Annotated in this window: 10 protein-coding genes; 4 read left to right on the plus strand and 6 right to left on the minus strand. The window is 39.0% G+C overall.

Going from position 1 to position 14224, the window contains the following annotated elements:
• Positions 1-168 precede the first annotated feature (168 nt).
• From Gferi_RS11415 to Gferi_RS11430, 4 genes are all read right to left on the minus strand, one after another.
• Positions 169-2049, minus strand: a complete 1881-nt coding sequence (locus tag Gferi_RS11415; protein WP_069976562.1) for an S-layer homology domain-containing protein — start codon at positions 2047-2049, stop codon at positions 169-171.
• Positions 2050-2441: 392 nt separating this feature from the next.
• A complete protein-coding gene (locus Gferi_RS11420; protein ID WP_069976563.1) occupies positions 2442-3926 on the minus strand; it encodes a stalk domain-containing protein in 1485 nt (494 codons plus the stop codon).
• Positions 3923-4678, minus strand: coding sequence for a stalk domain-containing protein (locus Gferi_RS11425; RefSeq protein ID WP_069976564.1), 756 nt, complete (start codon positions 4676-4678; stop codon positions 3923-3925). Before Gferi_RS11425 ends, Gferi_RS11420 begins: the two co-directional genes overlap by 4 nt.
• Before the next feature lie 148 nt (positions 4679-4826).
• The gene (locus Gferi_RS11430; protein WP_069976565.1) at positions 4827-7112 is read right to left on the minus strand and encodes a stalk domain-containing protein; all 2286 of its coding nucleotides are present in this window, start codon (positions 7110-7112) and stop codon (positions 4827-4829) included.
• A 685-nt stretch (positions 7113-7797) separates the two neighbouring features.
• Between Gferi_RS11430 and Gferi_RS11435 the strand changes: the two genes are divergently transcribed.
• The 4 genes from Gferi_RS11435 (at position 7798) to Gferi_RS11450 (ending at position 12196) form a co-directional block, all read left to right on the plus strand.
• The gene (locus Gferi_RS11435) at positions 7798-8700 is read left to right on the plus strand and encodes a decaprenyl-phosphate phosphoribosyltransferase (RefSeq protein ID WP_069976566.1); all 903 of its coding nucleotides are present in this window, start codon (positions 7798-7800) and stop codon (positions 8698-8700) included.
• Positions 8701-8829: 129 nt separating this feature from the next.
• Positions 8830-9783: a lysylphosphatidylglycerol synthase transmembrane domain-containing protein gene (locus Gferi_RS11440; protein WP_069976567.1), complete on the plus strand. Its 954-nt coding sequence runs from the start codon at positions 8830-8832 to the stop codon at positions 9781-9783.
• 123 nt (positions 9784-9906) lie between these two features.
• Positions 9907-11001: a DUF362 domain-containing protein gene (locus tag Gferi_RS11445; RefSeq protein ID WP_069976569.1), complete on the plus strand. Its 1095-nt coding sequence runs from the start codon at positions 9907-9909 to the stop codon at positions 10999-11001.
• A gap of 4 nt (positions 11002-11005) precedes the next feature.
• On the plus strand, positions 11006-12196 hold the full coding sequence (locus tag Gferi_RS11450; RefSeq protein ID WP_169832985.1) for an AarF/UbiB family protein: 1191 nt from the start codon (positions 11006-11008) through the stop codon (positions 12194-12196).
• Positions 12197-12364: 168 nt separating this feature from the next.
• Here the strand turns inward: Gferi_RS11450 and Gferi_RS11455 are convergent, their stop codons facing one another.
• The gene (locus tag Gferi_RS11455) at positions 12365-12655 is read right to left on the minus strand and encodes a hypothetical protein (protein ID WP_069976572.1); all 291 of its coding nucleotides are present in this window, start codon (positions 12653-12655) and stop codon (positions 12365-12367) included.
• Positions 12656-12756: 101 nt separating this feature from the next.
• Positions 12757-14112 carry a hypothetical protein gene (locus Gferi_RS11460; protein ID WP_069976579.1) on the minus strand — a complete coding sequence of 452 codons (1356 nt, stop codon included), beginning with the start codon at positions 14110-14112 and terminating at the stop codon, positions 12757-12759.
• Between the last annotated feature and the right edge of the window lie 112 nt (positions 14113-14224).

Here is a 14224-nt window from a genome sequence, read left to right on the forward strand (position 1 = left end):
ATTCACTCCTCGATTCAATTTATATATTTATATTATATATGTATATAGTTTATGTGTAAACTATATACCGTTAAATTATATGGGGAAAATTTTTTTGTTCAACATAAAAAGACCCTTTACTGACGATATAACCGTCAATAAAGGGTCTTCTTTAAAGCTTATAAATGATTAATCCAACTGAATAATTCTTCTTGCAATAAACCAGTCATCTTCATAGTAACCTTCTATCAGCACCTCATCTCCACTAACCAATTGGGACAGTCTCATGCTTGTACCCGCACTGGACAGGATGGTTGTATCATCGGTGATTTCTACAAATACGGATTCTATTCTTCCTGTAGAAGTGTCTGTATATTCTACTCTCAGTCTGTCAAGGTCTTTGTATACCCGTGTGATTTCCCCCATAATTACGTTTTTATCTCCGCTTTTTTTGGCGTCGATACGGGTTACAACTTTATTCTCCATTTGCAACTCTACAGTATATCCCGGGCGCAGATCATATATCTTTACATCTTCCCGATCCATTCTTATGGTCGCACTATTCGATACCTCATAAGTATACTCTTCTTTATCATCCCTGGAAGTGATTGTTATTTTCGTAGGATTTCCTAGGGTAATGGCCTTGATGCTGCCCTCATCCTTGCTTTTTGTCGTACGGGATATGGCGCGTATATCTGTGGCTCTATTGTATTCAACCGTAACTGTTATGATATCCCCTACAGCTAAATCAATAATGTCTACTTTTTTATTATCCCGTCTGATATAGGCTTTGTCATCAATTTCAAATTCCAGGCTTTGTTCGTTATTGATCTTTACTTTTATTTTATAGTATTGATTTGACTCTAAAACCCCATCATAGATAACCCGGCTTTCTTCGACCGTAATCTTTACAGCTTTTTGGCCAATCGCCACGATAGAAACCTGTTCTCCTTCTACCAAGCGGCTGGCTGATATTGCTTTTTTATCCCTAAGAATATCCGTATCTTCGTCAATTGTATATTCCTTTTTATAGACTGCATCAAATTTATCTTTAACAATCAATAGATAGTAGTCATCCATACTGATCACACGGTCTACAAACCCTTCAAATACCACAGAACTATTGTCTATTTCTATCAATGTCAGCTTGTTATTATTGTCCATGGTGAGCTTTAGTACATCTCCTGCACGGATATCTACCGCCCGTTTAATGGAGCCGTCTTTTTTTACCGTAACACTGGCATCTAAACTATATACCTCCACATTAGACTTTTCATCCTTCACCACCAGCATGGTACCGTCACTGTTGACGTAGTCTGCGATCATTGTTTTTTGGTTCGCAGGCTGCTGTGTTTCAGTTTTCGGCGGCTGCACCACTACCGGGGCTGAATTGTCTTGTTTAAACAGCAAATCATATACCTTAGAACAGATAACTGCCATCTCTGCTCTTGTAATAGAATTGTTTGGATTGAATTTGTTCTGCGCATCTCCCGTAATGATCCCTTTCCTTGCAAGTAAATCCACATAGGGAGTGCCTGCTTTAATAATCATTTCCGCATCTTGAAAGCTTAATATAGGGAGTGGATCTAGATCCTCGTCCATGTTCAGTGCCTTTCCTGCAAAAATAGCCACATCAACTCTCCGTGCATTGGCAGCCTTACCGTTCTTTACGAAGTTTTTAACTTCTTGTGCTGTTACAATCTGATTGCTCAACGCATATCCTACCGCTGTATGGGCCCAGGAAGGTATGTTGGCATCCTGCAGTGTTTTTTGATTTGTTGATGATATCGCAGATCCTGTTGATAACTGATTGGTAGCCTCAAGGGTTTTATATATCATTTGTAATGCTTCTATGTATGTAACCGGATCACTGGGTTTAAAAAGTACCTGCAGTGTTTTTTCATCTATACTTCCCTTAATGATTTCTTTGTCCGCCATTTTATTGATGTATTCTGTTGCCCAGGGTACACTGTTTATGTCCGAAAAAATACTTGCCGCATGACTGGCAATAGCGCTAAATAAGAAAATCGTCGTGATGAAAAGCAAGCAAATCCGCTTTTTGTAATTCATAAATGCAATTCCCTCCTATCATATTTTCTAAATGGTTACTTGTTGTTCGTATCAAAGTTCTACATCTCCTGCCATGAATCCTTTTTTTTCCGTCTTCTGTAACAGAATAGTAATATTTTTTCTTGACCCAATCTAAAGTACATCCAGTCTGAAATATTATTTAATATTACAAAAATAACGGGTTGCAATATTTGCAACCCCTGCAGAAGGCTTTGACATTTCTGAAAAATAGGGACGACATGAAGCCATCCCCTACATTAGCGCTTCTTTTGTAGGGGCAGGCCTTGTGTCTGCCCACTTCATACACGGGACGACACACAGGTCCCTACCAATATCAGCAAAACAAGCGGCCTTAAATTAAATTTTTCAGTCACAGATCTGTAAGGTTCTACCTATAACAGATGAGGGTTTTCTATAGAAACCTTCAGTTGATTGTGCTGTACTGCCATCTTTTTCAAAGCAAATTCAATCTGTTCTAAGCTTAAGTACTGCTCTTCCAAATCTAAAGCAGTGATCAGTCCTGCATTAAATTGTGTCTCTAATAGCTTAATAGAGCTGTTTAACTTCTCTATAGCTATTTGCTGCAGCTTATAGTTTTCTTCAATTTGCTTTGCCTGGTTATAAAGGGACCGAATAGTTTCTTCATAGTTTTTCTTTGAACTCGCCAGTGATGTTTTGGCACTGGATATATCCATCTGCTTTACTACATATGAATCCAGTCCCGCATTGTATTCATATAGTTTTAATCCCAGTTCCAAAAGTTCAATCTGCTGCTCTTGATACCAGATATTCGGCAGACTTGGAACTTTAGATTTTGCATACTGATCGATATCAGCAATTTCCAATGGTTTGTAGTCAAAATCTTCATCCGAGGTATATCGTGTATCCAACGGCAATCCTAACAGTTCATTTAAACTCTCATAGGCATTTTCTAAATTCTGCTCAAGGATTTGTTTCTGTTTCTTTTCTTGCGCTAGGTTCTTCTGTGCCATGTCTAAATTAAACTTACTCTCCATGCCGGTATCATACAAAGTTTGTACCCGCTTTAACTTGTTTTCATAATTTTTTACCGTTTCTTCCGTCAATGCCAATTCAACTTTTTGAAGATTAATGGCATCAATTGCATTTTTTACTTGAACCCCAATATTTTCTTCTGTAAGCTCAATCTGCTTTTCAGCCCATCTTCTATTTAATTGTAAAGATTTTTGGGTTTGGATTTGAGATGGACTATAGTGTCCTAAGTTTACAACAAAGCTGTCGTTTTGCTCTTCTGCTTTTTTAAGCGCCTTTTGTTTAAGTTCAAAATCATGACTGCTTTTTAAAGCCAATGCGATTGCTTCTTCCGTGCTTATATGTCTTTGAGCAGTTTCTGTTGACTTATTAGCCGGTTCTGCCGGTTTACTTGTACTTTCTACTTTTTCAGAGACTGGTTCTTTTTTAGCAGTTTGAATATTAATCTTTTTCGTATCTTGATCCCATTGCACTTCAGCTCCCAATGCTTCGCTGACAAACCTTAAGGGAATCATGGTTCTACCATCTACTATTTTCGGTTGAACCTCCAGTTGTACTTTTTCATTATTTTGGGAAGCAAAATAGGAACCAATGGTTAGCGCTATCTCCGTATTCTCTTTCTTTCCTTTTACGGTTTTTGTCGTCTCATCCCATTGAACCTCTGCTCCTAAAGTTTCAAATACGCCACGCATCGGAATCAGCGTTCTGCCATTTTCTATCTGTGGCATTACATCATAAGCTTGTTCTACATTGTCTATGAAGATTTTAGGTGAATTGTTTATAACTTCTTGCCCGCTTGCGATATTGGTTGTAAATATAGCACAGGACAGGACAAAGAAGGTTGTCATCTTTGCAACGCTTTTCACTCTTTTTCAACCCCTTCTAAAGATATATTGAATTCTATGGTATGTTTCTTTTGATTCATGTCATTTTCCAATACGGTAAGTACTAAATCTAAGTTTTGTGAACCAGACCGGATTTGGGGAAGCATGATATAGCCTTCTTTTTTTTCATCTTTTCTGACATCACTGTACCATTTGGTATCTAATTTATGGGCTGCTACTTTTGACATAGCGTATTCAACGCCATCTACTGTAATCTTGCTTTCACTTTGGAGAAGCTGCAGTGGTGTCGTACGTTTATTCTCCAATACAACATGGACTTTCCACTCCCCATTATCTTCTGTAACGGCCGCTACCCCGATCAACATTTCTAGAGAATCCTTTGAAATGGACGGTTTTTGATAATTTTTTTGTACCGGCTTAGGGGTTTCTTTTGGAGTTTCTATCTCCTCTTTTTCTTTTTCTATTATTTCATTTTCCTGCTTGATAGGCAACTGCGTAATCTTTACGATTTTATTCTCACTGTCCCACTCCACTTCCCCGCCCATTTCCTCTGCTACAAAGCGGGTAGGCACATAAATCCGGTCCCGATACTGCAATACATTATAACTTTGGGGAAGAGATTTTATTTCTCCATTGATTTCAAAACGTATTAAATTGTCTACCACTGCAGTAACAATGTTGCCGGATGGATTGGCAAAGGTTTGGGCGCCAAAAGTACAGATTGCGCCAATTAAAACGCCTGCCGTTAATATTTTAAATTCACGATATTTCATTACATACCCTCCTTACTTTTAGTTTGCCTTTATTATATCATAGTTTGTTACTGCTATAAATTCAAATCTTTATTACAAATAGCTTACAAAAATATTACAAAAGATATAAAAATGGACTCCTATAGGAGTCCATTTTCGTTTTTAATAATTATTGAGTAACTGTTACAGTTCTTGTTGCCTCATCCCAATCTATTTGTGCACCAAGTGCTTGTGCAACGTATCTGATCGGAAGAACTGTACGGCCATCTTTAACCATAGCAGCTGTATCCATTGGAACTACAGTTCCGTTTACAGTTAAGTTCTTGCTTCCGATAGTCATTGTAGCGATTCTGTCGCCTTTCATGATTGTTACTGTTTTTGTGTTTGCATTCCATACGATATTGCTTTCAGCAACACCTACTGCATCAGCAACATATCTGATCGGTAAGAATGTTCTGCCGTCTTGGATGAATGCTGCAACATCCATTGTTTTTTCAACTTCTACATTACCTTGAAGTACTGTATAAGTTGCACTGTCAATTACGAATTTAGCTGTTGTAGCAATGTTTCCATCTGCTTTTGTAACTACATTTACATAGTCAAAACGAGCTACTCTAGAAGAGAAATCATAGTAATCTTTATTTTGCACTAATGCATTTTCTTTTACGTCTACTTGGAATGCACCTTCTGGTACATTTCTATCGAATGTCATTTGGATTCCAGATACTTTGATAGTTGAAGCCTTTGTAGAGTCTCCATCTACATAAACAAGGATCTTGTCACCATCAACATCAGAATCATCTGTGTTAAGATCAATATCTCCATCGATTACTTCGAATGAAGCATCATTAAACTTCATGCCATAATTGTCTTTGAATTGAAGAGTGAAATATTTACCTTTTCCACCTTGGATTGCTCCTGGATAGTTTTCTTTGATGATAATGTCAGCACCATCTTGTTTTTGTACGCCTGTTCTTACATCAGTAACTTTTGTTTCAACTGTTACCGGTGCAAGAGCTTTTGCGATTACCATTTCTTGTGTTTCAATACCAGCACCGCTTACTGTTAATACTACATCACCTGTAAATGTACCTTTAACAGTAATCGGAATTTCTAACTCGTACTTCACTTTTTTATCTGTTTGACCTCCACGGTCTACTGTAATTGACCACTCATCATTCTTGTTAAGCTCGTCAAGTGCAGTACCAGTTTTGCTAGATCCTTCTGTATCAAATTTTGATACTTTTCCGCTCTTTGTTGCATTTGTTACAGTTACGAATAAATCATCTGCTGATGTTCCTGTAATAACCTTTGTTCCGGAAGATAATTCGAAATCGATATCTCTACCATTAACCAATGAATTCTCTACAGTTTCTTCAATTGTAACTTTTGCCACATAATCTTCGTCTACTCTACCAGCAAATACTTCGATTACTTCTTCTACTTCAACACTAACTCCATAATCTTTGTATTTAGCAATTAATAATCCTGATTCAGAAGAAATATCTGAGCTAGTTCCAGTGATGCTTACTAGCACTTCGCCGTAGCTAGCATCTTTTGATATATTGAATATTGGGTTGATGATAATAGAACCTCTTGTAGTTGATGGTCCTGTAACTTTAAACTCTAATTTTAAATCTCTACCATTGTTCTCATCAATTGAAACTTTAGGTCTGTTGTCAACTGAAGTCGTATTTGTTCTGTCAATATTTAAGTTCTCAAACTTAAATCCAGTACCTTCAATTAACATATTTTCATGCCATTTCATATCCTTAGGCAATCTTAGCGTAAGCTTTTGAGTCTTTCCATCTTTAATAGCACCAGCTACAACCTCATCAAGAATAATGCTTGCACCTTTTTGTGCGCTGCCTCTTGATACAGTTTCAGAAGAACCAACAGTTGTTATTGTTCCACCGCTTTGTCCTACTGCGAATGTGTAAGTTCCTGATGATACAGCAGAACTAAGTGCATTGATTGTTACCTTTGCTTCACCTTTGCCTTGGATCTCAGTAATCATTGGTACTTCAAATACTAACTCCTTAGTAGGAACTCCGTTTCCATCAACTTCTCTTCCTTGTAAATTCATTTTTACTGTTAAGGAAGTAGCTGTACGCTTTTGGAAAGTAAGGGAAGCACCACTATCGTTATTTGCGTATACCGTTCTTGCTACACTGCCTGTTCCAATAGTATTAAACATTTCACTTGTCCATTCAGCGTTGCTTAAATCCAATCTGAACTCAGTGTTTGTCTTACCAAATTCACCAGCATCTTCTTCTTTGATTCTTAAGATCGGTGCATCTGATTTAAATGGTGATTCTTGTGTTACTTTAAACTCATGATCATCCGCTACAGTTGGTACCGCAATTACACGGTTGTCACTTGCAGCAAACGCTGACATTGGCACTAATGAGATAATCATTACAAATGCCAATAATAGTGATAATTTTCTCTTCACTTAAAATACCCTCCTTTAATAATGTTTGATGTTTTTTGGGGGTCACCCCCATTTTGTAAAATGCTTTATCTTTAGTCATCCATTTCTCCATTCCTAAGAACAGAATTTTTCAGACCGCCGATAAACTTGCAAGGTTAGGATCACGCCCTCTTGTGAGAGACATTATCCTTTGGAAACATATTAACACAGTTTTATGTAGCTAATATGTTTCCAACGAACAACGTCCTTAGCCATACCCTGAAACCCATTATACCAACTCATTTCTTATCCGTCAACCAATCAAAGGCAGTTGTAATATAAGTGTAACATTATGTAGTTTCAACTGGATTATGTCCTTGTCTCTATAGTTATTATACATAACCTTTGGAGAAAATACCATTACAGTTATATTACAAATGGTTACGTGTGTATTACAAATCAAAAAGTCTTATCTTTTTGCGGTTACCCCTGTAGACAATACCTTTACTTTGACACGGTAATATATATTCTACAGTTTGTCTGGAATTCCTGCAAATATCAAAAAAATTATTTAATATGCATACGGTTTTCTATGTCTTCTTCTATATACCAGTTTATAAGTCAATGTAAAAGTGGTAGTATATATAAAGGAGGTTTGCCTTCCCGCAGGTTTATAGAACTATTGGGAAGTAAATTGTAACAATACGAATGAAAGAGGTCTTTTGAGATGGAAAACTTATCTGCGAAACTTAGATATACTAATGTAGTCAATACGATTAAATCACTGATCAGGATCATGCGGCCCAAACAGTGGACAAAGAATCTGATTGTGTTTGCAGCGCTGCTTTTTTCCGATAACCTATTCAATATGGAGTTGCTCAAGCTAAGTGTCTCCGGTTTCTTTCTGTTTTGTATGTTCTCTGGCAGTGTGTATGTTATCAATGATATTGTGGATATAGAAAAAGACCGCAAGCATCCGAAGAAGTGCAAGCGGCCTCTCCCATCGGGACATATTTCAGTTAAACAGGCAATAGGCTTTGTTATAATTATTTTTACCTTGACCGTTCTAGCCTCCTACAGATTTAATCCTTTATTTGCAGCTATCGGAATTGCCTATTTTATATTGGTAACTTTCTATTCTTTCTACTTAAAGAATGTTGTGATTCTTGATGTGATGACCATCGCTCTTGGCTTTGTACTAAGGGCGGTAGGGGGTACAGTGTTAATTCATGTGAAGATCTCTCCCTGGTTGCTGCTGTGTACCATTTTGCTTTCCATGTTCCTCGCACTGCATAAAAGGAAGAGTGAACTGGAGCTGGTAGCCAATGGGAATAAGGGCTCCAGAAAGATCTTAGAAGATTATACCCCTGAGCTGATCAATGATATGCTTCACATCGTAACCTCTTCTACGGTTATGGCCTATTCCCTTTATACCTTTACAGGTACCCATTCTATTTATATGATGGGGACCATTCCCTTTGTGATTTATGGGATTTTCCGGTACCAGTATATTGCCCATACAAAGGATATGGGGGAGAATCCCGAGTTGATTTTGTTGAACGATATTCCATTGATTGTGAATATATTATTGTGGGTGGTCAGTTGTGTTGTGATATTGTATTGGTTGTAGATTGAGCGGGAGGACACCAGGCCCTCCCCTACGTTCTGTGAAGATATATCTGAAACGGAACGGTCAGTGATTGTTTCCTGCAATATTAGAAAGTAGAAAACGATTCGTGGATTTGAAAGGAGAATGTCTTTGGACTATGCAAAGTTGAAGAAGAATTTGTTTATTTCATTGGTTATAGGTGTTATCGTGTTTGCAGGGTTGTCCATCTATTCCGATGCCAATAGCCTGATAGATGTGTTTGTTGGATTTGATTACCTCTATCTTCCCTTTATTTTGATACTGGCACCCCTGAACTATCTGTTTCGCTTTGTGAAATGGTCCTATTATCTCCATTTGATTGATGCAAAGGTAGATAAGAAAGAAAGCTTCTATATATTCATCAGCGGTTTGTGCATGACCGTTACCCCGGGTAAGGTAGGGGAGTTTTTTAAATCTTATTTGTTGAAGGAGCGGGCAGGAATTCCGGTCAGCAGTACGGCGCCGCTGGTTATGGGAGAACGGCTGACCGACGGGATCAGTATGCTGATCTTAGCCAGTTTGGGTACTATTGCCTTTAATTACGGCAAGGCAGCTTTGGTTATGGTTTTGCTTGGAATGGTTGTGTTTGTTGCGATTGTTCAGTCTCCAAGTCTTGTGCATAAACTTTTATGGAGATTGGAGCAAATTCCTTTTTTAACCCGTTTCGGAAAAGCTATGGAAAATTTTTATGATAAAACCTATATCATTTTTCAGTTAAAGCCTTTGCTGTTTGCCATCGGCATCGGTACCGTATCCTGGTTCTTTGAAGGATTGGTGATCTATCTGACGGTAAAGGCTATGGGAATCGAGTTGTCACTCTTAGCTTCCGTATTTGTCGTTTCGTTTTCGACGATTGTCGGAGCGGTTTCCATGATGCCTGGCGGGTTGTTTGCAGCAGAAGGCAGTATCGTAGGATTGTTGGTAATGATGGATTTACCCAAGGATGTGGCGGTAGCCACGACGATTATTACCCGTTTTTCGACCTTATGGCTGGGGGTTGGGATTGGATTATTAGGATTGGTGAAGATTGGATTAATGCGTAAGAAGGTTATTTTAGAGAAATAAGGTAGAAAGAAGCGGGTGGACACAAGGCCCACCCCTACGAAACAAAAGCGTTCTATGAAAGTCTGCATGGCTTGTTACAATGCAGGCGGTATATATCTCTAACAAATATACGAGGTGAAAATCATGAAGAAAAAAGCAAGGGTTGTGGTATTGAAAACAAGGCCGGAAACGGTTTTAGAAGATTATATTAAGCTGATGGAGGTGGCTGATTTTCAACAGTATCTTCCCAAGGATAAAACTACTATCTTAAAGGATAATATCTCTTGGCACTTCCCTTATCTCAGTGCCAATACAACGCCCTGGCAGCTGGAGGGTGTCATCCAGGGATTGCAGAAGCATGGATATGATGCTATCACCTGCGTGCAGAACAATACGGTGGTAACAGATCCTTTCAAAGGCGAAAAAATGAATAAATACGTACCTATTTTAAAGAAATATAACGTGCCTACACGGTTTAACTTCCGGGAAGAGGATATGTCCTGGGTGGAGTATAAGCCTAAGACAGAGATGCTGGCACTGCATGAGATTTTTAAGAAGGGCATCCGAATCCCCGACTATTTCTTTGATAAGAACGTACTCCACCTGCCCACCATGAAGTGCCATATCTACACAACGACGACCGGTGCCATGAAAAATGCATTTGGGGGACTGTTGAATTCCAAAAGGCATTATACCCATAGTGTGATTCATGAAACCTTAGTGGATTTGCTGGCGATTCAGAAGGAAATCCACAGCGGCATCTTTGCTGTGATGGATGGTACGGTGGCAGGCAATGGACCCGGCCCAAGGACCATGCTGCCCATTGAGAAGGATTTTATACTGGCCAGTGACGACCAGGTAGCCATCGATGCGGTAGCTGCCAAGATGATGGGCTTCGATCCCTATAACGAGCTGCTGTATATCAAACTGGCCCATGACCGGGGACTGGGTATTGGAAAGATGGAAGAAATCGAGATTATTGGAGAAGATATAAGTAAGGAAAGCTGGGGCTTTACCGTAGGAGATAATTTTGCTTCAAAGGTTGGGGATTTTCTGTGGTTTGGGCCGCTAAAGCGGATACAGGATGTATTTTTTAAAACCCCCTTGGTGAACCTGTTTATTTTTGGCTCTTTCTTTTATCATGATTATATTTGGTGGCCGGATAAAGGAAAGAAGCGGATGGCAAAGCTGAGAAAAGAAAGCCAGTGGGCGGAGTTATTTGATCAATATGAAGAGTAAGCATATGAGGTTAGGACGTAAATATAAATTAATGAAGTTTTTGTTTTCCGTTATAAAGGAAGAGTCTCAAAATACAGATCAACTATTCGAACTGCTGGGTGAGCTGAAGGGGGTTCCCCAGAAGTTTGGACAGTTTTTATACCTAAAGGACCGACGGAAATATACAGCTTTTGGCAGGCTGCTGGATGAAGGTATTCCTGTAAAAGATCATTCCTTGTATACACGGGCCCGTCAGTTGACCGGCCACCGGATAGATTTAGCCGAAGCTCCTATTGCAGCAGCTTCTATCGGTCAGGTCTATGGAGGGGACTTTGAAAGCAATCCCGTTATTGTAAAGATTCAGTACCCTGAAGTTCAGGCAAACATGGATCATGATTTTCGCTTTATGAAAAAGGTCTTTAATTTTTTCTTTAACTTTTTTCGCTTTCCCTGGGAAAGTAAAGCACTGTTAACCGCCTATCTTCAGGAATTTGAAGATACTTTTCAAGTAGAGACAGATTATTTTCAGGAAGAAAAACTTTTAATGCGGTTTCATGAAGTTTTTTCAGACAATTCTTCGTTCTTTATTCCTAAAGTATATACACAATTTACAAAAAAAGATATTATCGTAGAAGAAAAGTGTACAGGTACACCCTTAAAGCTTTTTTTGAAAAGTGCGCCGGAGAATGAAAAAAGAGTAGCTTTAGATCTTCTCTTCTCCTTTTATTTTCAGTCCTTTTTTCAACATGGTATCCTGCATGGGGATCCACATAGCGGTAATTTTTTTATACGCAAGAGCCAAGAGAAGCTGCTGCTGGAGGTTATTGATTTTGGCTGTGTAAAAGAATATGACCAGGCCTTTGTACAGGATACGGCAAGCCTGATCCGGTGCCTTCGAAAGGAAAGTTATCACGAGGTGCCTCAGCTTCTTATAAATCTGGGTTTTAAGGAAGATGAAATTGCGTCCTATGGCAAGGCTTTGGCCCCTATATTGGACACCATTTTTGAACCTCTTTTACTCGATGAGGCATTTGACTTTAAGTATTGGAAGCTGACTTATAAGTTAAATACCATCATGGGGTCCAAGGTTTTTGAAAAGACCTTGTCCTTGCCAAAGGATTTATTAATATTATTCCGGGTGTTCCATGGGTGTATTGCCCATATTTATCATTTGGATGAGAAGGTTTTTAATGTGTATCCGTATGTAGATGTGTAATGAAACGATTCATTAGGCGGAATGATCACTGATCATTCCCTACAATCTTGGTTGAACACAAAGTCGCCTCCCTATCAATCTCGTATTGGCGGCAAATGGATATAGAGATTTATCCTAAAAAAGACGAATACAGAAAAACAACAGGCCCATCGGCTTGGGCGTGTTGTTTTATTTTGAGCCTTTAATGACCTGCAGTTTGATTTCCTGATGTTCTACACGGTCTGTCAGCTTATCGACTTTGTCGTTTAATGTATGGATGCCTTCCATACTTTGCTGATAGCCATCATACAGGGCTTTATGGTTGTCATCCATTTTGTTTTCAAGTCTTATCATATTGTCTTCCAATCTTTTAATATCCTGTTTTGTCGCCATGTTTTCTGCCATGTCGTGCATTTTCACTTTCATTTCTTGCACTTCCGTATACATTTTGGCTAGCAGATCAAAGATTTTATCTTCCATCCTATCCACCTCTTTGTATTATTATATCATAAATGAAAAGAGGGTCTATTGAAAATACAAAATATTTTAAAGAGAGCAATAAGGTCCTCCCCTACAGATTATTATACTTGTGGGGTGTTCCCAGTATTGGCAAAGCCCCGGTGAATGCGTTCTATACACAGCACTGCACTGATAGCCAGCAGGAATAATAAAGGAAAGTTGTATCTGGCTTGACCTTCGAAGATAAAGTAAATCGCCAGAAAAAATCCTATGTTTACCGTAGGAATAATCAGGTGATTTCCTAGCAGTGTCTTTTTATTAAATAAGCTGATAAGTGCCGACTTTATATTGAAAAATACATAAGCCAGGCCAAAGGAGCTCATCAGATGAATCATCATATCGCTAAAGCCTCTAAACAGGTTCTTATTCCGCTCAAAGGCTACTTTATCCCACCATTCCTGTTTTTCCCGCAGTTCATTCATCGTCCATGAGTCAATGTCCCATGCGCCGCTGAAAAAAGTGCCCTTCACTCTTAGAAATCCTAGTTTTAGAAACTTACCCGGATTCTCTAATATCCATTTCTTCGCTTCCGCCTTAAATAAGGGGTCTAGTTCATGGGCCAGCTTTTCGCTTCGCTGTCCGTGCTCTAGAATCTCATCTACCTGTTTTCTGAATTCCTCTGTTGCATACATATCCTTGATCGGCATCCAACCGCCGGTGCTGTTATTTTCATTATTGTTTAAATAAAACACATATCCCGAATTATAGGACACAGGAATAAACCGTCCAAATTTTTGATAATTGCGATAGGTCCATGGAGCGATTACCAGCACCATTACAGCAAACAGGGCAGCAAAATAAACAGCCGTCTTTTTGACATCCTTTTCTCTCAGCCACAAGGCTGCAGCTGCAACCACAGGGTAGGCCATGAAAAAAGGCTTTGCCAGGGCAGTTATTCCGATAAAGAGACCCAGCAGGGGATAATGGAGCCGTTTATCAAAGGGATACAACTGTAGCAGAATAACCACCGAAAATAGAAAGGCACTCAATACTTCGGTACCCACCACATTGGTATAGGCGATATAATTCGGCAGTAAAGCTACGACGGTAAAGGCTGTGGCCAGTACCCACAGCTTATTGGTTAGCCTTGCAAAGATAAAAAAGCTGATGATATAAGTCAGGGTAGAAAGTACTACGTTGAAGGTTTTTGCAATCATGATATCATTGCTTCCCATCCACCGGTATAGATATCCCAATGTCATAGGATAGGCCATGCCTTGGAAAGCTATAGGTTCTCCGCCAAAGGAATGACCCTTGTGCTGAAAGATGTTGGTTGCGATTTCCTGGTAGGTTTCGAAATCGAAGACTTGTTGGGTGGGAATGTTATGAATCCACCAGAGTCGTGCATAGAAACCGAAAATAGCCACGAAGAGGATATATAGAATGTATGCGACTCGTTTTTTGGATATATTTTTCATGGTGATAATCCTACTTTCTAATGATCATGATTATGTATTTTCTAAGGCTCGGAACGATCACTGATCGTTCCCTACAATATTTTAATTTTCCGGGAGGACACAAGGCCCTCCC

The organism is Geosporobacter ferrireducens, assembly GCF_001750685.1.
Classification (GTDB): Bacteria; Bacillota; Clostridia; order Peptostreptococcales; family Thermotaleaceae; genus Geosporobacter; species Geosporobacter ferrireducens.

Bases quoted from the DNA above. Each gene is read 5' to 3' on its own strand.
- Gferi_RS11415 (WP_069976562.1), bottom strand. From the start codon at position 2,049: ATGAATTACAAAAAGCGGATTTGCTTGCTTTTCATCACGACGATTTTC.
- Gferi_RS11425 (WP_069976564.1), bottom strand. From the start codon at position 4,678: ATGAAATATCGTGAATTTAAAATATTAACGGCAGGCGTTTTAATTGGC.
- Gferi_RS11435 (WP_069976566.1), top strand. From the start codon at position 7,798: ATGGAAAACTTATCTGCGAAACTTAGATATACTAATGTAGTCAATACG.
- Gferi_RS11445 (WP_069976569.1), top strand. From the start codon at position 9,907: ATGAAGAAAAAAGCAAGGGTTGTGGTATTGAAAACAAGGCCGGAAACG.
- Gferi_RS11450 (WP_169832985.1), top strand. From the start codon at position 11,006: ATGAGGTTAGGACGTAAATATAAATTAATGAAGTTTTTGTTTTCCGTT.
- Gferi_RS11455 (WP_069976572.1), bottom strand. From the start codon at position 12,655: ATGGAAGATAAAATCTTTGATCTGCTAGCCAAAATGTATACGGAAGTG.
- Gferi_RS11460 (WP_069976579.1), bottom strand. From the start codon at position 14,112: ATGAAAAATATATCCAAAAAACGAGTCGCATACATTCTATATATCCTC.